The sequence below is a fragment of the Tissierella sp. genome (genome assembly GCF_052089545.1).
In the GTDB taxonomy this organism is placed as follows: domain Bacteria; phylum Bacillota; class Clostridia; order Tissierellales; family Tissierellaceae; genus Tissierella_A.
This window is the reverse complement of record NZ_JBQDAA010000029.1, coordinates 1-17,320: the sequence shown is the minus strand read 5'-3', so window position 1 is coordinate 17,320 and position 17,320 is coordinate 1. Positions and strand designations below refer to the sequence as shown.

At 30.8% G+C, this 17,320-nt stretch carries 22 protein-coding genes and 1 riboswitch; of the genes, 11 read left to right on the top strand and 11 right to left on the bottom strand.

The annotated features are described in order from the left end of the window. From ACTHW2_RS03980 to ACTHW2_RS03950, 7 genes are all read right to left on the bottom strand, one after another. The coding region (locus ACTHW2_RS03980) for a universal stress protein (RefSeq protein WP_442262439.1) at nt 1–331 on the bottom strand (331 nt) is incomplete at its 3' end. Between the two features lie 91 nt (nt 332–422). Continuing rightward, entirely contained in the window at nt 423–695 is a 273-nt protein-coding gene (locus ACTHW2_RS03975; protein ID WP_442262438.1) for a hypothetical protein, read from the bottom strand. Between the two features lie 20 nt (nt 696–715). Next, nucleotides 716–1,582, bottom strand: a complete 867-nt coding sequence (locus ACTHW2_RS03970) for a hypothetical protein (RefSeq protein WP_442262437.1) — start codon at nt 1,580–1,582, stop codon at nt 716–718. Nucleotide 1,583: 1 nt separating this feature from the next. After that, on the bottom strand, nt 1,584–3,803 hold the full coding sequence (locus tag ACTHW2_RS03965; protein WP_442262436.1) for a heavy metal translocating P-type ATPase: 2,220 nt from the start codon (nt 3,801–3,803) through the stop codon (nt 1,584–1,586). 19 nt (nt 3,804–3,822) lie between these two features. Then, nucleotides 3,823–4,203: an HMA2 domain-containing protein gene (locus ACTHW2_RS03960; RefSeq protein WP_442262435.1), complete on the bottom strand. Its 381-nt coding sequence runs from the start codon at nt 4,201–4,203 to the stop codon at nt 3,823–3,825. Between the two features lie 16 nt (nt 4,204–4,219). Next, complete coding sequence (locus tag ACTHW2_RS03955; RefSeq protein ID WP_442262434.1) at nt 4,220–4,777, bottom strand: HMA2 domain-containing protein; 558 nt, start codon at nt 4,775–4,777, stop codon at nt 4,220–4,222. A gap of 74 nt (nt 4,778–4,851) precedes the next feature. Continuing rightward, complete coding sequence (locus ACTHW2_RS03950; protein ID WP_442262433.1) at nt 4,852–5,343, bottom strand: HMA2 domain-containing protein; 492 nt, start codon at nt 5,341–5,343, stop codon at nt 4,852–4,854. Between the two features lie 257 nt (nt 5,344–5,600). Here ACTHW2_RS03950 and atpD point away from each other — a divergent pair, with 257 nt between their 5' ends. Genes atpD through ACTHW2_RS03905 form a run of 9 tightly spaced genes read left to right on the top strand, consistent with a single transcriptional unit; the run spans nt 5,601 to nt 12,087 of the window. After that, the gene (gene atpD / locus ACTHW2_RS03945) at nt 5,601–7,001 is read left to right on the top strand and encodes a F0F1 ATP synthase subunit beta (protein WP_442262432.1); all 1,401 of its coding nucleotides are present in this window, start codon (nt 5,601–5,603) and stop codon (nt 6,999–7,001) included. Then, nucleotides 6,991–7,368, top strand: coding sequence for a hypothetical protein (locus ACTHW2_RS03940; protein WP_442262431.1), 378 nt, complete (start codon nt 6,991–6,993; stop codon nt 7,366–7,368). The genes atpD and ACTHW2_RS03940 overlap by 11 nt, the downstream gene beginning before the upstream one ends. A gap of 13 nt (nt 7,369–7,381) precedes the next feature. Then, complete coding sequence (locus ACTHW2_RS03935; protein WP_442262430.1) at nt 7,382–7,678, top strand: AtpZ/AtpI family protein; 297 nt, start codon at nt 7,382–7,384, stop codon at nt 7,676–7,678. Between the two features lie 11 nt (nt 7,679–7,689). Then, nucleotides 7,690–7,965 (top strand): N-ATPase subunit AtpR, encoded by a 276-nt coding sequence (locus tag ACTHW2_RS03930; protein ID WP_442262429.1) that lies wholly within the window; start codon nt 7,690–7,692, stop codon nt 7,963–7,965. Continuing rightward, on the top strand, nt 7,966–8,655 hold the full coding sequence (locus ACTHW2_RS03925) for a F0F1 ATP synthase subunit A (RefSeq protein WP_442262428.1): 690 nt from the start codon (nt 7,966–7,968) through the stop codon (nt 8,653–8,655). An 18-nt stretch (nt 8,656–8,673) separates the two neighbouring features. Beyond that, nucleotides 8,674–8,940, top strand: a complete 267-nt coding sequence (locus tag ACTHW2_RS03920) for a F0F1 ATP synthase subunit C (protein WP_442262427.1) — start codon at nt 8,674–8,676, stop codon at nt 8,938–8,940. A gap of 4 nt (nt 8,941–8,944) precedes the next feature. Further along, nucleotides 8,945–9,694 (top strand): F0F1 ATP synthase subunit B family protein, encoded by a 750-nt coding sequence (locus ACTHW2_RS03915; RefSeq protein ID WP_442262426.1) that lies wholly within the window; start codon nt 8,945–8,947, stop codon nt 9,692–9,694. A gap of 15 nt (nt 9,695–9,709) precedes the next feature. After that, the gene (locus tag ACTHW2_RS03910) at nt 9,710–11,221 is read left to right on the top strand and encodes an alternate F1F0 ATPase, F1 subunit alpha (protein WP_442262425.1); all 1,512 of its coding nucleotides are present in this window, start codon (nt 9,710–9,712) and stop codon (nt 11,219–11,221) included. Then, nucleotides 11,221–12,087, top strand: coding sequence for a F0F1 ATP synthase subunit gamma (locus ACTHW2_RS03905; RefSeq protein ID WP_442262424.1), 867 nt, complete (start codon nt 11,221–11,223; stop codon nt 12,085–12,087). The genes ACTHW2_RS03910 and ACTHW2_RS03905 overlap by 1 nt, the downstream gene beginning before the upstream one ends. A gap of 79 nt (nt 12,088–12,166) precedes the next feature. Here ACTHW2_RS03905 and ACTHW2_RS03900 read toward each other — a convergent pair whose 3' ends face one another. Further along, nucleotides 12,167–12,409, bottom strand: coding sequence for an SHOCT domain-containing protein (locus ACTHW2_RS03900; protein WP_442262423.1), 243 nt, complete (start codon nt 12,407–12,409; stop codon nt 12,167–12,169). A 262-nt stretch (nt 12,410–12,671) separates the two neighbouring features. Between ACTHW2_RS03900 and ACTHW2_RS03895 the strand changes: the two genes are divergently transcribed. After that, entirely contained in the window at nt 12,672–13,226 is a 555-nt protein-coding gene (locus ACTHW2_RS03895) for a DUF924 family protein (RefSeq protein WP_442262422.1), read from the top strand. A 48-nt stretch (nt 13,227–13,274) separates the two neighbouring features. Here the strand turns inward: ACTHW2_RS03895 and ACTHW2_RS03890 are convergent, their stop codons facing one another. Further along, nucleotides 13,275–14,243: a linear amide C-N hydrolase gene (locus ACTHW2_RS03890; protein ID WP_442262421.1), complete on the bottom strand. Its 969-nt coding sequence runs from the start codon at nt 14,241–14,243 to the stop codon at nt 13,275–13,277. A gap of 156 nt (nt 14,244–14,399) precedes the next feature. Next, nucleotides 14,400–14,494, top strand: a riboswitch (NiCo riboswitch). Between the two features lie 86 nt (nt 14,495–14,580). Between ACTHW2_RS03890 and ACTHW2_RS03885 the strand changes: the two genes are divergently transcribed. After that, a complete protein-coding gene (locus ACTHW2_RS03885; RefSeq protein ID WP_442262420.1) occupies nt 14,581–15,474 on the top strand; it encodes a cation diffusion facilitator family transporter in 894 nt (297 codons plus the stop codon). A gap of 51 nt (nt 15,475–15,525) precedes the next feature. Here the strand turns inward: ACTHW2_RS03885 and ACTHW2_RS03880 are convergent, their stop codons facing one another. Next, on the bottom strand, nt 15,526–16,482 hold the full coding sequence (locus ACTHW2_RS03880; protein WP_442262419.1) for a siderophore ABC transporter substrate-binding protein: 957 nt from the start codon (nt 16,480–16,482) through the stop codon (nt 15,526–15,528). A gap of 23 nt (nt 16,483–16,505) precedes the next feature. After that, nucleotides 16,506–17,261 (bottom strand): iron ABC transporter ATP-binding protein, encoded by a 756-nt coding sequence (locus ACTHW2_RS03875; protein ID WP_442262418.1) that lies wholly within the window; start codon nt 17,259–17,261, stop codon nt 16,506–16,508. Between the last annotated feature and the right edge of the window lie 59 nt (nt 17,262–17,320).

Here is a 17,320-nt window from a genome sequence, read left to right as displayed (position 1 = left end):
GACCTCTACTCCCCATAACTACAAGATCGTAATCTTCTTTTTCTGCTTCTTTTATTATTGCATCACCAGGGTCACCTGTTCTAATCTTAGTATTTATTTCTCCTTTGCAATCATCAAAGTATTTTAGGGCTTCTTCTAAAAGTTTTTCTGCTGTAGGTCTTAAGTCTTCAACTGTATAGTATTGCTCTACAACATAAGGATTTACTACTACATCCTTTATTACATTAAGTATGTCTACTTGTGCATGTAAAGCTTTAGCAATTTTTTTAGCTTCTAATAAAGCCTTGTTGGAATTTTTTGAACCATCCGTTGTAACTAGAATTTTTTTCATATATATACCTCCTACATTTTACTACTTTATACTATACATATACCCTTATAAAAAAAATAAGAACATGAAAATGTTCTTATTTTTATCAGTCCTATACTTCTTCAGATGATACTATAGTTTCTGAAGACATTTTTACTTCTTTTTCAGCTATTAAATCTTCTAACAATTCTTTTGTTTCCATTAATTCTTCTATGCTCATATTGTTATAGTTTTTACTAGTAGAAGTAGGAAGATTTATTCCTTGCTTTTTTAAAAAGTTATCTACTTGTTCCTCATTTTTAGTATATAAGTAATAACCTACTGCACAGGCACCTACCCCTACTGCTGCTCCCATTAAATGATCTCTATTAATTGTTGAAAACATATATTATTCCTCCTTATTTTTTATATAGAAAAGCTTTCGCTTCTATTATTTATAACTATATTGTTAGAACTACCTAGAAGTTCTGAAGCACCTACTTCTTTGCTATCTAACATTGAATTGTTGCCCATAAAATAATTCTTTTGTAGCTTGAACTGTTTATTATCTATATAATTGTTTATTAAATCTCTTATTAAGCCAATTTTTCCATCTATATTTTCTTCTTCAACCCTCACGCCTCTATATATACTTATATTATATTGTGGTTGTCCTGTAAATATATTTTCAAGTTCTTTTACTTTAACAGTTATACCTTCATATGGTAGATCTAGACTATGTCTACCAAAAGCAGCTAGCCAGGTTATAAAGGATCCTGTTAAAAGCTTTCCATTTTTAACTGCATTGAAAAGATAAACGGATGAAACTAGTTCAGGGTCAAAAGCACCTTGCTCTTTTATTTCATTATATCCATGGTCAAGTATTGCAAGAGAAGTAGTTCCAACTGCTGACCAAGATAAAAAGTTCATAATTTCTTTGCTCCTAAGTGGTGTAAAGTTTTTTATAAAAGCCGCTATTACAATATTAGTTATTGCAAAATAAGCAAGCGATGAATTTTTATTGGATTTAGCTATATAAACATTTATTGGCATCATACCATATTGCTTTGAATAAATAATAGAAAGCCTCATTATTATTTCATTTAAATCTACCCTTAAACTATCAAATTTTACAAGTACAGATTTAGTTATACCATTGTATTCAAAACTATCTATACCTTCATATTCTGTTAAGAACTCTCCAGCTTCTTTTGGTCTTTTAAAGGGAAGTGATAATTTAAACCTTACCCTACCTTTAAGCTTGTGAGCTATCATTATAGTAGGTTTGACCATATCAATTCCCCCTTTCCATATCAAATAGTAGTAATCTTAGTGAGTTCATAACTACTAGGATAGTACTTGAGTTGTGAAGTACTGCCCCCCAAAATACTGGTAGGTATCCTGTTGCCCCCATCATAAGTCCTACTGTGTTTATTCCAATTGCAAATCCAAAGTTTTGTCTAACTATATTCATAGTTTGTTTGGAAAGTCCTATAACCGTTGGTATCATCATAGGGTTATCACTTTGTATGGTTATATCTGATGTCTCCATTGCAACATCTGTACTCTTTCCTCCTAGAGAAATACCCACATCTGCATAGGCAAGTGCCGGAGCATCGTTTATTCCATCTCCTACCATTACTACTTTTGCACCTTCAGACTGAAGGCTTAAAACTGTTTTGGCCTTATCTTCAGGAAGGAGTTCTCCTCTATAGCTATCTACACCTATTCTATTTGCAACAACTTCTGCTTGTTCACTTATATCTCCAGTTAATAGTTGGATATCATCCACCTTTTTAAACCTTAAGTTATTTATAGACTTTTTCATATTTCCTCGCATCTTATCTTGTATTCCAATAACTCCTATAAGTTTATCATCTAGTGAGACATATACAACGCTTTGTCCTTTTGATATTAAGATTTGTACTCCACCTTCTATTTTAGATGTATCTATATCATTTTCTTTCATAAAAGCATTATTTCCTACTCTTACAACTCTATCGTCTTCTACTGTAGTTTCAGTTCCCCTTGCAACATGAGTTATTATTTCGCTATGTTCAATTATATCTATTCCATCTTTTACTCCCTTGGAAAGTATAGCTTGTGCTATTGGATGACTTGAAGTTTCTTCTGCTGCAAGTGCTAGTTCTATAATCCTTCTTTCTGTATATCTATTATCTGCTATTAATATATCTACAACATCTGGTTTTCCTTCTGTAAGTGTACCAGTCTTATCAAAAATTATAGTGTCTGAGTTGGAAAGTGCTTCTATATAGTTTCCACCCTTTACAAGTACACCATTTTTAACTGCTGTATTTATTGATGCAGAAAATGCTGTTGCAGTAGATAGTTTTATCCCACATGAGTAGTCTATTACTAACATGTTTAAGGCTCTTGTACTACTTTTAGTTACTGCATAAGTTATTCCTGCAAGTAAAAAGTTAAATGGTATTAGGTATCCTGAAAAGTGATCTGCATAATTTTGTATAGGCGCCTTTTGACTTGATGCATCCTCTACCATACTGATAATCCTAGATACTACTGTATCATCTCCTACCTTTACAGTAGAAACTTTTATGCTACCATTTTTTACAATACCACCAGCATATACATAGCTTCCTTCTCTTTTTATATCTGGCATATATTCTCCAGTTACGGCTGCTTCATCTATTATTGCCTCACCTGATATTACCTCACCATCTATACACACTTTTTCTCCTGTTTGTATAAGAACTGTATCACCCTTTACTATAGAATCAACTCTTTGTTTTTTAACTTCTCCATTTTGTGATACTTTCCATACAAATTCATCTTTTAAGTTCATCATACCCTTTATGGAGTCTCTAGTTTTTGACATAGTATAAGCTGTTAAAAGCTCTGCTATTTCTGATAGAAGTATTACAGTAAGAGCTGACATACCGTTCCCTACAGCAAGTGATGCAAATATTGCAGTTGTAGTTAGTGCATCTGCATTTGGTTTTAGGTCTTCTTTAAATCCTTCAAGGCCGCTTTTGGCTATAGGTTTTGTTAGATATAAACTTGCAAGTGCTGGAATAGTTGTAAATCGAGAAAGTTTAGAATCCTTAATTAAACCAGACTTCAAGCCGCCTTTAACTAAAGCTGAAACAGCTATCGCAGCTACATTTATAGCTACTCTCTTAGCTATATCTTTTACTGATTCTTCTACTACCTTTTCTCCTGAAAGTTTTAATCTTTTTTCTTCTCTTTCATTTTGATAAGCCATTAAAGAATGTTTGGATATAATATGCTCAAAAAACCCTATTATATCTTCTTGCCCTACTTGCTCTTTATCATAAAGTATAAGTGCATTTTTTGTTATGGTATTTACCTTAGCACTTTCAATGAATTTCATACTATTTAAATCTTCTTCTATTTCTATAATCACATCGCCTAAATACTTAAGCGCTCTACAGTTTACTCTAACCCTACCAGGTAAAGTATGAACTATACTTGTCTTAAGTAAAGGCTCTTTCTTTTTTCGTAAACTAATCATTTTTTTCATCTCCTACAAGCTAAAGCTTTAAAACTTCTTCCTTTAGCTGTTGTTCTAATGTTTTTTCTAAATATTCCATATCTATATGTGAATATTCAGCTACTATATCTTGATTTTTTAGCCCTACTTCTATTATCTTATTTATCCATTTTAAAATTTTTGACTCATATGTTTTTTCTATATCATACTGAATTAGTGCTGTTCCTATTTGATAGTTAAACTCTACCTTTTCTATACCGTCTAGGAGTAAAATTGCTCTTTTCAAATACCTATCATAGTTTTCTGCTTCTTTATAAATATTTTCAGGAGCCTTTGATTTAAGTCTCATTCTTCCTGGAATACTTCTACTTACTTTAAATTCAACCATTTTTTTTAATATCTTTCTTGTTATCTTAAACAAAAGATCACTCCCATTATTATCTAATCATCGCAAATCCCCACCATAAAAAGCTAAAACCATTTGGTCCAACTTTGGGGTTTTCTAATATTTTTTTTGTACCTAAACTTATAAAGAGTAAGAACATAAGAGATTTTAAATCAAATATTCCGTAAGTTTTCTCATTTACTGCCAAACTTACACTTTCTTTCATGTTTTTAAATTCTCTAGTAAATAAAGCCTGAGGTGGATTTTGAGCCTCTTTTTCTAAACCTAATAGTTTAATTAGTATACCTACTATTAAAGTTGGCTCTATATTTTCTGTATGCTTTATAAGAAGTGAAGCTGTTATATGGTTTGCTTCCACATCATATATGTTTTCTATTTTGTTTAATTGACTTTTTAATTCATCAAAACCAAGCTTATTTCCCTTTAACCCTGGAATCTTAAATCTAATTCTACCATTTAATTTATGTTTCACTTCAACTATTCCTCTAAATGAAGGTATATCAATAGAGTCTTTTTTCTTTTTAAGAGCATTTCTCAGACTTATTAACCCTAAAGTATAGATAAAATATCTCGATGCCACTTTATACATAAAATCACCTTTTTTCTTTCATTTTTTATAATGTTTCAATTTAAAATATTTTAAGGCATTACATATACTTCCACTTAATTTCTTTTGCCTTTGCCATGTCCTTTCATAAGACCTTTACCTTTTTTATATCCTTGAATTCCTAAGAAACTATATATTACACCTTTTATAAGTTTATTTCCGGTAAGGTTTTCTACTATTATACCTGCTAAACTGTCACTAGATCCTGCTTTATTTGGTCCCTTATTTGGTCCCTTATTTGGTCCTTTATTTACTACTGCTTTTTTTAATAACTCTCCTACTTCATCTATATAATTATTTTTTTGAGGTGGGAAATCTCTTAGTTTTAAACTTGTATCAATATATTCTTCTAAAAGCTTTGTTATTTCAGAAAAACTTATCTTTTTATCATCATAATTTATAAGTAAACTTCCTATAAGCTCATTTATTCTTATATTTTCTATTCCTTCTAAACTATTGAGTATATTATCGATCTTATCTACCACAATTGGGTTTTTAATATTTTCATCTACAAATCTTATTCGACCCTTTATTGAGCTGACAATCATTTTACCCTCTCCCGTTTATTATTTACCTTTAATTATATTCTATTTTAGCTATCCGTGTCAATTTATTTGCTGCCTATTTGCAGTCTAAATAAACTTCTTTTACAGACTTAATCTATTTTAAAAAATATAATTCTACTCTTCTATATATCTCTTAATAAAGGAAATTTATATTTATTAACTAGCACTATTTCGATTATAATTACTTTTTATAGGGTAAACGACTTATAGAGACATTTATTTAAGCGGAGGTGATTTGTATGAAAGAAAATCAAGGATATATAAAGTCTATAAGAGGTAGTGTAGTTGAAGTTATATTTGAAGATACACTTCCTAGTATAAATAGTAAACTGCTTGCTGGTGATGATAAGTCGATCATATTGGAAGTTGCCTCTTATATAGATGATAAAACTGTCAGTTCTATAGCTTTAACAGCTACAGCTGGTATCTCTAGAGGAGATATTATAATAGATACTAGAGAACCTATAAAGGTGCCCGTTGGTGAAAAAATTTTAGGGAGAATGTTTGACGTCTTTGGAAATACACTAGATGGAGAAGAGTTAGTAGATGTAAAAAAGATGTCTATTCATCAAAAACCTGTTCCTTTTTCTAAGAGAAGTACTACAGATGAAATATTTATAACCGGAATAAAAGCTATAGATGTATTAACTCCACTAGCCCGAGGTGAAAAAGCTGGTCTTTTTGGTGGTGCAGGAGTAGGTAAAACTGTACTTATAACTGAACTTATAAATAACACCGCTAAAGAATCAGAAGGATATAGTATCTTTTGTGGTATAGGTGAGAGATCTAGAGAAGCTGAAGAGCTATATAGAGAAGTAAAAGAAGCTAAAGTTTTGGAAAATGCAGCCCTTATATTTGCCCAAATGAATGAACCACCTGGCGCTAGATTTAGAGTGGGGCACGCAGCTCTTACTATGGCAGAATACTTTAGAGATGAACATAAAAAGGATGTTTTACTTCTTATAGATAATATATTTAGATTTATCCAAGCTGGTTCTGAAGTTTCAGGTCTTATGGGTAAGATGCCTTCTAGGGTTGGTTATCAACCTACCTTATCAAGTGAATTATCTGAGTTAGAAGAGCGTATTTCAAGTACAGATTCGGGGGCTATTACTTCTATTCAAGCTGTATATGTCCCAGCCGATGACTTTACTGACCCAAGTGCTGCTCACACATTTTCACATCTTTCTGCATCTGTTGTATTATCTAGAAAAAGAGCAAGTGAAGGTCTATACCCTGCAATTAATCCTTTAGAGTCATCTTCTAAGATGCTAAATAAATCTATTGTAGGAGAAAAGCACTATAATCTAGCTCGTGAAATAAAAAGAACCCTAGCAACATATGAAGAACTAAAAGATATAATAGCCATGCTTGGTATGGAAGAGCTATCTACAGATGATAGAAAAATAGTAGATAGAGCAAGAAAGTTAGAAAGATTTTTAACACAACCTTTTTTTACTACAGAAGAAATGACAGGAAATTCCGGAAGACTTGTAGAACTTGGGGAAGCATTGGATGGCTGCGAAAGAATCTTAAATGATGAATTTGTAGACCATGAAGAAAACGATCTATATATGATTGGTAGTATAGAAGAAGCCGTAGAGAACAAAAGAAAGCGAGAAGAGAAAAATGAGACTTAAACTTATACTTCCCTATAAGACAATTTTAGATAAAGAAGTAAAAAAGATTACAGCACCTGGCTCTAATGGCGAGTTTCAGATTCTTCCTAAACATATAGATGGCACATGGACCTTAACTTCTGGTATCTTAACTGTTTTAGCAGATAAAAAACTTTACTATGCTATAAATGAAGGTGTCGTTGTCAAACAAGAAGATATAGTTTATTTATCTACCTTTCAAGCTATTTCTGGCGACTCTTTAAAAGAACTTACTCAAACTGTAAAAGAAAATCTCCAGATCCTAGATGAAAGAGAAAAAAAAGCTCGTGAAATACTTATAAGATTAGAAGCAGATACTATAAAAAAATTTATGGAAATAGATTTATAGAGGAAGTGATCTTTTGAATAAGAAAAAATTATCTAATGAAGAAAAGCTTTTAGAAAAAATAGAAAAAGAATCTTTGAAAAAAATTAAATCTGAAGAAGAAGGAAGAGAAATAATGTTTGGCTTAGGCCTCTTTGGAATTGTAGGATGGTCAATTGCTATCCCCACAGTTATGGGGATAGCCTTAGGCGTATTTCTAGACAAGAAATTTACTCAAAGTTTTTCTTGGACTATTACTCTTTTATTTGGTGGAGTTATTTTAGGTTCCTTTAATGCATGGCACTGGATAAAGGAAAAGACTGAAGACAATTAGGGGGTCAAAAAATGATTGCATTTTTAATTGGAACTATTTTAGGAATTGTTTATTTTGGTGGACTATATTTTAGTGTAAGAAAAATGAGTAAGGTTAAATATCCAAGTCTACTTATGATAACAAGTTTTTTTCTTAGAATGGGAGTATTAGTAAGCGTCTTTTTTTATACATCTAAAGGTGGATATAAAGATATGTTATTCACCTTTCTAGGGCTTATGTTGGTAAGATTTGTAATGATATTTACATTAAAAGAACAAAGTCCAAATTCAATAAAAAGGGGTGATTAGATGACTATTGATCCAAGTGAAATAGTATATTTTGAATGGGGATTTGTAAGGATAACTGCTACTTTAGTTTTTACCTGGATTACTATGTTTGTACTTGCTTTAGTATCTTTTTTAATAACGAGAAACTTAAAGTCTGAAGGTAAAATTTCTAAGGGTCAAAACATATTAGAGGCTTTAATAGAAACTATAAGAAGCCAAATAAAACAAATAAGTCAACAAGAACCAGGAAAATATCTTCCATTTATAGGTACGCTTTTTATTTTTATACTAGCATCAAATATTTTTTCTATAATACCTGGGTATAAGACACCTACAGGTTCATTAAATACAAGTATTGCTTTAGCAATTTGTGTGTTTTTATCTGTACCAGTATATGGTGTAGCAGACCAAGGTATTTCTGGATATTTAAAAGAATATATAAAGCCTACATTTATAATGTTACCATTTAATATTATAAGTGAACTTTCTAGAACCTTGTCCCTTGCAATTCGTCTTTACGGAAATGTAATGAGTTCTAGTATTATAGTGGCTATACTTTTAGGAGTAGTACCACTGTTTTTCCCAGTAATAATACAAGCACTTGGTCTTTTAACAGGTGTGATACAGGCTTATATATTTGCAATACTTGCTATAGTTTATATAGCATCAGCAACTGAAGGTGAAAAGAAAAAGAAAAAAATAAAAAATTAAATTTTAGGAGGAATAGTTATGGATAATATAGGTTTAATAGGTATGACTTCTATAGTAATGGCTGGACTAACTATAGCGGTGGGTTCTATAGCACCAGCATTTGGAGAAGGAAAAGCAGTTTCGCAGGCTTTAAAGTCTATAGCCCAACAACCAGATGAAGCAAACACTATCTCTAGAACTCTCTTTGTAGGATTAGCCATGATCGAATCTACTGCTATTTACTGTTTCGTAATATCAATGATTTTATTATTTGCCAATCCATTTTGGAATATGGTAATAGGATAATATTATGCAGATAAGTTGGTTTGAAATAATAGCTCAAATAATTAACTTTTTTATAATCCTTTTTATTCTTCAAAAGCTTCTATATAAACCAGTTATAAATATTATGGAAGAAAGACAAGAGAAGATTCAAAAGTCTCAAATAGAAGCAGATGAGAAGATGGAAGAGGCAAAAGAGTTAATATCCCAATATGATGGGAAAATAGCAGATATAGATACAGAAAAAAGAGAGATTTTATCAAATGCAAGGCAAGAAGCTAAAGCTAAGAAAAATAGTTTACTAGAGGACTATAAAGCTGAAGCTGAAGCCAAAAGAAAAGCTTATTTAAAAGAAATTGAAGATGAGAAAGCAAAGTTTCTTAGTGATTTACGTAAAAGTTTAGGAAAAGGCGCAGTAAAAATAGCTTCACATATTTTAAATATTGTATCATCAAAAGAAATTGAAAATGAAGTTTTTAATTCTTTTATTAAGACCTTAGAAGGATTAGATGAAAATATACCTGATCCAAAAGTATTAAAAGAAGAAAAACATTTAACAGTTCAATCTTCTAGAAAGTTAAGTACAAAAGAAAAATCAGCTATTGAAAATACTATAAAAAAACAAATAAAAGAATTAGAAGATATAAGTTATCAAGTCGATGATAGTTTGATTTTAGGACATGAATTAGATTTAGAAACATATACAGTTCATACTAATATTAAAAATTATTTAAATAAAATCGAACAAGACATAATTAAAAATTTAGAAACAAACTGATATAGGGGTGTTAAAATGCTAGAAAAACAATTCACTTCTTTAAATGAATCTATAGAAAAAGCTTTACAAGAAGATTTAAAATATAATGATATTGAAGAAAGTGGTACTATAATATCTGTAGATAGTGGAATAGCAAGAGTTAAGGGTCTTGAAAAAGTTAAAAATGAAGAACTTATAGAGTTTCCAAACGGAGTTATGGGTCTGGCTTTTAACTTGGATCCAGAATATATAGGAGTTATACTTTTAGGAGATTTTTATGGTATAAAAGCTGGAGATAAGGTAAAAAGAACTTACACAGTAGCAGATATACCTGTAAGCGAAGATTTTCTAGGAAGGGTTATAAATCCCCTAGGAGATATTATAGATGATGGTTCACCTGTTAATGCTAGTGAGTATCTCCCTGTTGAAAGACCGGCCCCTCCAATCATGGAAAGAGCCCCTGTATTTGAACCTTTGCAAACAGGACTTAAGGTAATAGATTCTATAGTTCCAGTTGGTCGTGGTCAAAGAGAACTTATTCTTGGAGATAGGCAAACTGGTAAAACTACCATTGCTATAGATAGTATAATAAACCAAAAAGATAGCGATGTAATATGCATATACTGTGCAATAGGTCAACAAATAACATCTGTGTCAAAAACTATAAATACTCTTAGGAAAAACGATGCAATGAAAAATACTATTATTATGATTGCTGGTTCAGAAGATCCACCTGGTTTATCATATATAGCTCCATATGCTGCTACATCCTTGGGTGAATATTTTATGGAAAAAGGTCAGGATGTTCTTATTGTTTATGATGATTTAACTAGGCATGCAAGAGCATATAGAGAGATCTCCCTTCTACTTGAAAGACCACCTGGTAGAGAAGCTTATCCCGGAGATATATTTTATATTCACTCTAGACTGCTTGAAAGATCTACACATTTAAAAGATGAATTTGGTGGGGGAAGTATTACCTCCCTCCCTATCATAGAAACTCAAGCAGAAAACCTCTCTGCATATGTACCAACAAATCTTATTTCTATAACAGATGGACAAATTTATCTTTCTCCAAAACTATATCAAAAAGGAAATCTTCCTGCCGTCCAAATTGGAGTATCTGTATCTAGAATAGGTGGAAAAACTCAGCTCCCTTCTTATAGAAATATAGTAAGTGCCTTAAAACTTACCTACTCTCAATTTGAGGAATTAGAGTCTTTTGCAAGTTTTGGAACTAGACTAGATGAATCAACTAAGAAAACCTTAGAAAGAGGTCGTAGGATAAGGCAAGTATTAAATCAACCTCAACATTCACCCATGGAAGTTACCGAACAGATAGGTGTCCTCTTGGCTGTTACTACAGGTGTTTTGGATAAAGTTCCATTAGATGAAATAGATAAGGCACAAGAATATATAGTAGATTTAGTAAGACAAGATGATAAGTTTAGAGAAAGGTTATTAAGTGAAGAAAAGCTTAAAGAAGACGAAAAAGATGAGTTTTTAGAAAAAATGAAAACTACTTTGAGCAGGGAGATGAATATATAATGCAAGGTTTACAAGGTATAAAAGAGAGTATAAGTTCTGCAGAAAATCTCCAATCCATTGTATCTACTATGAAAGCTCATGCTTCTAGTAATATTAACCAATTTCAAAATGCAGCCAAAGCTTCTATGGAATATAGACGTATTTTAGATATGTCTCTTTATATTGTTTTATCTGAAGAAGAAATATTGCCATTAGAAGATACATCTGATGGCAATATTCTTCATATTGTATTTGGTTCAGATCATGGACTTGCTGGTACTTTTAATGAAAAAATATCTACTTTTGCATTAGAAGAAATACCAAAAGATGAAAACCATAAAATCATAATAGTTGGTCAGCAAATTCTTCAAAGACTTCAAGATGACTATAAAATTCATAAGTTTTTTATGCAGCCTCAAACAACAGATAGTATATCTTCTATGGTAAATAGATTATTAGTTGAAATAGACGAACTTAGAGACAATATACCTGTTGAGAAAATTATTCTTTACTATAATAGACCAAAGGATGATGCTACTTTTGTAGAAGACACTGAACTTCTTTTCCCAATTGATTTATCAGAACTTATAAAATATCAATCAATATGGGATTCTAAAAGTATACCAACATATTTTGTAAAAAAGGAAACTATTATTTCTGATTTAATAAGGCAATACTTTTTTATTACTTTATATAGGACATTTTGTTTTTCCCTAGCTTCAGAAAATGCAAGTAGACTGGCCTCTATGCAATCTGCTGAAAAAAATATAGATGAAAGATTAGAAGAATTAAACTTTGAATATAGAAGAGAAAGACAAAACAGTATTACTTCAGAATTAAATGATGTAGTATCAGGCTTTAAAGCTATAAGAGGATCAAAATATTAAATATAAAAAAATCTATAAAACTTAGAATGGTTATATTACCTGTCTAATTTTATAGATTTATCTTTTTACTCTTCTTATTTTACTTTTCTTCTTTTAATATTCTTTTTCTTCTAATATATTCTTCTTCATCTATTTCACCTTTTGCATATCTTTCGTCTAATATATCTATTGCTCTCCTATTTTCTTTATAATCTCTTGAATTATTATATGTGTTTTTGTTCATACTCTTCATAATAAAATATGCCGCTATAGCAATCATTACTAGTCCTATTAAAAAACCTAGTATTCTACTTCCTCCAAACATTCCATATCCCCTATACATTATTAGACCAACTCCTTTTACTTTTTCTATTCTTATTTTGATATTTAAAATTCAAGATTTATTTTACCTTTTATTTTATATCTATAATTTACATATATAAGATTTACTATACATTCTATTCACCTTAGTATTATATGTATGCTTAATTTTAAATCTATCGCTTCCATTTGAATATATACCCAAGTTCTTTTATTAATATAAGAATTTGGGTATATATATTATTAGCAGTAATTGTTAGAAAATTAATAAAAGGAGAGATTTTATGGCTGATGTTGATTATAAAGATATCTTAGATTTTTGGTTCGATTCTGAAAATATTCCTCTTCATTTTGCAGAAGATGAAGAACTTGATAAAAAAATTCGTGAAAGGTTTATTCATACTTGGGAGAGAGCTTCTGAAGGACTCTTAGTCCATTGGCGAGAAACTCTAAAGGGACGACTTGCGGAGATAATTATTCTAGATCAATTTTCCAGAAATCTTTGGCGAAATGATATAAGAACTTATACTCAAGATAAAATGGCTATAGCACTGGCTCAAGAGGCCTTAAAGCATCCTGATTACGATAAGCTAGAAAGCTATGAAAAAAGATTTATACTGTTACCATTTATGCATTCAGAAAGTCTAGAACTTCACGACTGGGCTGATAAGTATTATAAGGAACTTGGTGATGAAGAACTAATCTATTTTGAAAACCTTCATAGGGATGTATTAAATAAATTTGGACGATATCCTTATCAAAATAAGGACCTTGGTAGAGAGTCTACTCCCCAAGAATTACAAACTCTCGAAGATAATAAAGATGGATTTTATAGTTAAGTTTTTAATAAAAACCAACTATTCAAATTTGAATAGTTGGTTTTTTCTTTACAAATCCATAGTTTTTTCAAGTTCAATAAACTTTATATCCTTTTCATCTTTATAGTCTTCTAAATGAAAGGATTGTATGTTTATATTTTCATGACATTTTATAAAATAAGCTCCTTTTTTAGTATCCATAAGAGAAGTATATAAAGTTTCATCTTTATGTCCTTCTTTAGGATCTACTATTGCACCCTTTGGTATATCAAATTGTGATAGTATACAAAATCCTTGTAGTAAGGCTTCATTACGCTCTAAGTTTTTATCTGTATTAGAGACAAAATAAGCTGCCCTAACAAATCTAGATGGTGGTGTAAAATCTCCTGGTATTCCTAACATGCCAGTGCCTTGACCAAGTTTTGAAATATTTGAGCCGTTAAACTCTCCTTCTTCAATATTTTCTTGTTTTAAATTTAAATAATTCTTTAAATTTGTTTCATGCCAGTGAAATTCTGGTGAATTTGTCAAAACTCCATAGGGATTATCGTATGGAATAAGTACACCTTCTTTAGGCTCTAGTACAATGCTATGACCCTTAGCATCCATAAAGAAAAAATGATTTTCTGTAGATAAATCTTTTTCATCTTCCCCATGTTTTAAAAGAATTATTTTTTCTGCCCTTTCCCTTACCTCCTCCACATCTTTACATCTGCTAAGTAGGTAGTCAAAGGCATTAGAGGTGGTCATACTTATCTTCCCTATTACTGGGTGCTTTACAAAAGAAGCATAGCCAGGAAAGAAGTTACTAGATCCCATAAGCCCCATTTCGTTTATACCATCACCAAATGATGCTATATCAAAAAAACCACTACCTAATACAGCATATTTTGAGGGAAATGTAATCCCATTTGCTTTTATAAAGTCTTTTTTTCCAGCTGGGACATATACTATCTTATTATCTAATTGTATCCCAATTTCAAGTGTCCTTCCAAATGTTACTCCTTCTTTATATGAAAATCCTATTGTTGTACACATTTTTATCAAGCTCCTTTACCCTTTTATTATACCATATAAGAAGTTTTTTAAGACACATTTTATTATACTATAAGTTTTAGTTCAGTCTTTTGATTCTTGACTTTATCTCTAAAATTGACTATACTATTGCTAATACATTTAATAACTTTTTTAATTTAAATATAATCTGAGCAGACGTTGACGGGAGTCAGGTAGTCGGGTCTTTATAGACAGCAGAAGCTTATTTACATTGAGACATCTGTGGGACAGTAGTTTTATCATACTATTCCATCGGTGTTTTTTTTATTTTAAATCATATATAATTGCAGAAAAAGTGTTTTATATGGGAGGTATCAAAATGAGCAATCATAAAAATTCAAATTCTACAAGGGAAGATATAGCTATAAAAGTCTCTAGAAATAGTATCATAGTAACCCTTCTTTTAAGTATCTTTAAATTGACTGCGGGTATAGTAGCATCCTCAGGCGCAATGATATCAGATGGAGTCCACTCTGCATCTGATGTACTTAGTACTTTAGGTGTAATGTTAGGAATAAAAATGTCCCATAAGGAAGCAGACAAAGAACATCCCTATGGCCATGAAAGATTGGAATGTGTAGTAGCTATTATACTTTCTGTTATACTAACTATTACTGCTTTAGGTATAGCTCAAGTTGGTCTTAGAAAAATCTTATCAAGAAATTATGGAAATTTAACTATTCCTGGCACTTTAGCTCTAGTGGCAGCTATTATTTCTATAATTGCCCAAGAAGCTTTATATAGATATACTAAAACAAATGCTGATAAGATAAATTCCGGTGCCCTTTTAGCAGATGCTTGGCATCATAGGACAGACGCCCTATCATCTGTAGGTTCTTTTATAGGAATATTTGGTGCACGTCTTGGTTTTCCTATACTAGACCCTCTAGCAAGTATTGTTATTAGTATTTTTATACTGAAGGCAGCTGTAGAAATATTTAAAGATGCAATTGATAAAATGGTAGATAAATCTTGTGATAAAGCATTAGAAGATGAGATTAAAGAGTTGGTATTAGAACAAAGTGGAGTTATAAGGATAAGAGAAATGAAAACAAGGATGTTTGCAAATGTAATATATGTTGATTTAACAATTATTGCAGATGCTAATAAAACATTAGGCGAAGGTCAAGTAGTTGCTGATCGTGTCCATGATAAAATAGAAAAAAAGTTTGAACTAGTAAAACACATAGATGTACATGTCCATCCAGATTAAATATCTATATTTTCTTATAAAAAAACTACCTAAGTTTAGGTAGTTTTTTATCTATTTACTTATTCCTTCTAGAACTTCTTCAGTCATAGTCTTTGTAGCAGTTATTCCACCTGATGATACATACCAGATATGAGCATCTAAGTATATTATATTATCATTCTTATAAGCCTTGGTTAGCTCCATTAGTTCATTGTCTAAGGTCTTTTGAGCTAGAGTTTCCGCACCAGTTACAAGTGCTCTATCCATCACAAATATATAATCAGGATCCTTTTCAACTATATACTCAAATGATATTTTTTGTCCATGAGTACTTGATTCTATAGTATCATCAACTGGTTTTATTCCAAATTCATTATATAGTATACCAAATCTTGAATCAGCACCATATACGCTTAAGCTGCCATCATTAGCCATAACAAATAAGCCTGTTTCATCCATTTCATTTGCTTTTTCATTTATAATACTTATTTTATCTTCTACTTCTTTTATTTCTTCTTTTACCTTATCTTCTTTGTCGAATATTTCACCTAAGATATTTAAATTATTTTTAAATGAATTCATATAATCTCCACCATCAATATTAAGATATACTGTGGGTGCTATTTCCTTAAATTCTTCATATAAATCTGCCTGTCTTCCAGATATTATTATTAAATCTGGTTTAAGTTCATAGATCAGTTCGAAATTTGGTTCTTGTAGAGTTCCTACATCTTCATAGTCTTGACCTGAAAACTTATCTAGATAGGAAGGTAGTGTCTTTTTAGGTAAGCCGATTATATTTTCACCCATATTATTTAAGCTATCTAAGACACCATAATCAAATACTATTACTCTCTCCGGACTTTTATTTAATGTTATTTCATCTAGTTCATGTGTGACTGTAATTGCTAAATCTTCTTCATTAACCTCAGGCTGCTTATCTAGGTCTGTTTCATTACCACAAGCTACTACTGTAAGCGATAAAGCCATCATCATTAATGCTACTGCCATTGTTTTTATTTTTTTCATTTTTACCATCCTTTTTATATAATTTAATAATATACGCATAACTTCATATTATCTATATCTTGTATCTTAAATTCCATATCATAAATTCCAGCTAATAACTCTTTATCTATTATATTTTCGGTCCTACCATCCTCAGCAATTCTTCCATCCTTCAAAGCTACTATATAATCTGAATAGCAAGATGCAAAGTTTATATCGTGTATAACTATAGCAATCGTTTTTCCTAAGTCATCTGCTAGTCTTCTTAATATCTTCATGATCTCCGCGGAATGCTTCATATCTAAGTTATTTAAGGGTTCATCTAGTAGGATATATTCTGTATTTTGAGCTATAACCATTGCTAGATATGCTCTTTGTCTTTGACCACCACTTAGATTGTCTAAGTATTTATCTTCTATATCTTCTAAATTTAAGTACTCTATCGCATCATCTATATGTTTTAAATCTTCTTTAGTTAAATTGCCCTGGCTATAGGGAAATCGTCCAAAACTTACTAATTCTCTAATTGTAAGTCTAATATTTATATGGTTAGATTGTTTTAAAATAGATATTTTCTTAGCTAGTTCAGTACTGTCCCATTTTTCAATTTCCCTACCTTCTACAAGTATCTCACCACCTTCCTTTGTAATTAACCTACTTACCATAGATAAAAGTGTACTTTTACCTGCTCCATTCGGCCCAATAATAGATGTTATTTTACCTTTTTTTATTTGAGCAGATACATTGTCTACAACTTTTAAATCTCCATATTTTTTTACTACATTTTTTATCTCTATCATGATATATTCTCCTCTTTAAATCAAGTAGTATTTTTCAATACTTCTGATTCTTTTTTTAT

What these genes read in the sequence shown, in the direction of transcription:
- ACTHW2_RS03975 (WP_442262438.1), bottom strand. Translation starts at nt 695, where the DNA reads ATGTTTTCAACAATTAATAGAGATCATTTAATGGGAGCAGCAGTAGGG.
- ACTHW2_RS03970 (WP_442262437.1), bottom strand. Translation starts at nt 1,582, where the DNA reads ATGGTCAAACCTACTATAATGATAGCTCACAAGCTTAAAGGTAGGGTA.
- ACTHW2_RS03965 (WP_442262436.1), bottom strand. Translation starts at nt 3,803, where the DNA reads ATGATTAGTTTACGAAAAAAGAAAGAGCCTTTACTTAAGACAAGTATA.
- ACTHW2_RS03955 (WP_442262434.1), bottom strand. Translation starts at nt 4,777, where the DNA reads ATGTATAAAGTGGCATCGAGATATTTTATCTATACTTTAGGGTTAATA.
- ACTHW2_RS03950 (WP_442262433.1), bottom strand. Translation starts at nt 5,343, where the DNA reads ATGATTGTCAGCTCAATAAAGGGTCGAATAAGATTTGTAGATGAAAAT.
- atpD (WP_442262432.1), top strand. Translation starts at nt 5,601, where the DNA reads ATGAAAGAAAATCAAGGATATATAAAGTCTATAAGAGGTAGTGTAGTT.
- ACTHW2_RS03940 (WP_442262431.1), top strand. Translation starts at nt 6,991, where the DNA reads ATGAGACTTAAACTTATACTTCCCTATAAGACAATTTTAGATAAAGAA.
- ACTHW2_RS03930 (WP_442262429.1), top strand. Translation starts at nt 7,690, where the DNA reads ATGATTGCATTTTTAATTGGAACTATTTTAGGAATTGTTTATTTTGGT.
- ACTHW2_RS03925 (WP_442262428.1), top strand. Translation starts at nt 7,966, where the DNA reads ATGACTATTGATCCAAGTGAAATAGTATATTTTGAATGGGGATTTGTA.
- ACTHW2_RS03920 (WP_442262427.1), top strand. Translation starts at nt 8,674, where the DNA reads ATGGATAATATAGGTTTAATAGGTATGACTTCTATAGTAATGGCTGGA.
- ACTHW2_RS03915 (WP_442262426.1), top strand. Translation starts at nt 8,945, where the DNA reads ATGCAGATAAGTTGGTTTGAAATAATAGCTCAAATAATTAACTTTTTT.
- ACTHW2_RS03910 (WP_442262425.1), top strand. Translation starts at nt 9,710, where the DNA reads ATGCTAGAAAAACAATTCACTTCTTTAAATGAATCTATAGAAAAAGCT.
- ACTHW2_RS03905 (WP_442262424.1), top strand. Translation starts at nt 11,221, where the DNA reads ATGCAAGGTTTACAAGGTATAAAAGAGAGTATAAGTTCTGCAGAAAAT.
- ACTHW2_RS03900 (WP_442262423.1), bottom strand. Translation starts at nt 12,409, where the DNA reads ATGTATAGGGGATATGGAATGTTTGGAGGAAGTAGAATACTAGGTTTT.
- ACTHW2_RS03895 (WP_442262422.1), top strand. Translation starts at nt 12,672, where the DNA reads ATGGCTGATGTTGATTATAAAGATATCTTAGATTTTTGGTTCGATTCT.
- ACTHW2_RS03890 (WP_442262421.1), bottom strand. Translation starts at nt 14,243, where the DNA reads ATGTGTACAACAATAGGATTTTCATATAAAGAAGGAGTAACATTTGGA.
- ACTHW2_RS03885 (WP_442262420.1), top strand. Translation starts at nt 14,581, where the DNA reads ATGAGCAATCATAAAAATTCAAATTCTACAAGGGAAGATATAGCTATA.
- ACTHW2_RS03880 (WP_442262419.1), bottom strand. Translation starts at nt 16,482, where the DNA reads ATGAAAAAAATAAAAACAATGGCAGTAGCATTAATGATGATGGCTTTA.
- ACTHW2_RS03875 (WP_442262418.1), bottom strand. Translation starts at nt 17,261, where the DNA reads ATGATAGAGATAAAAAATGTAGTAAAAAAATATGGAGATTTAAAAGTT.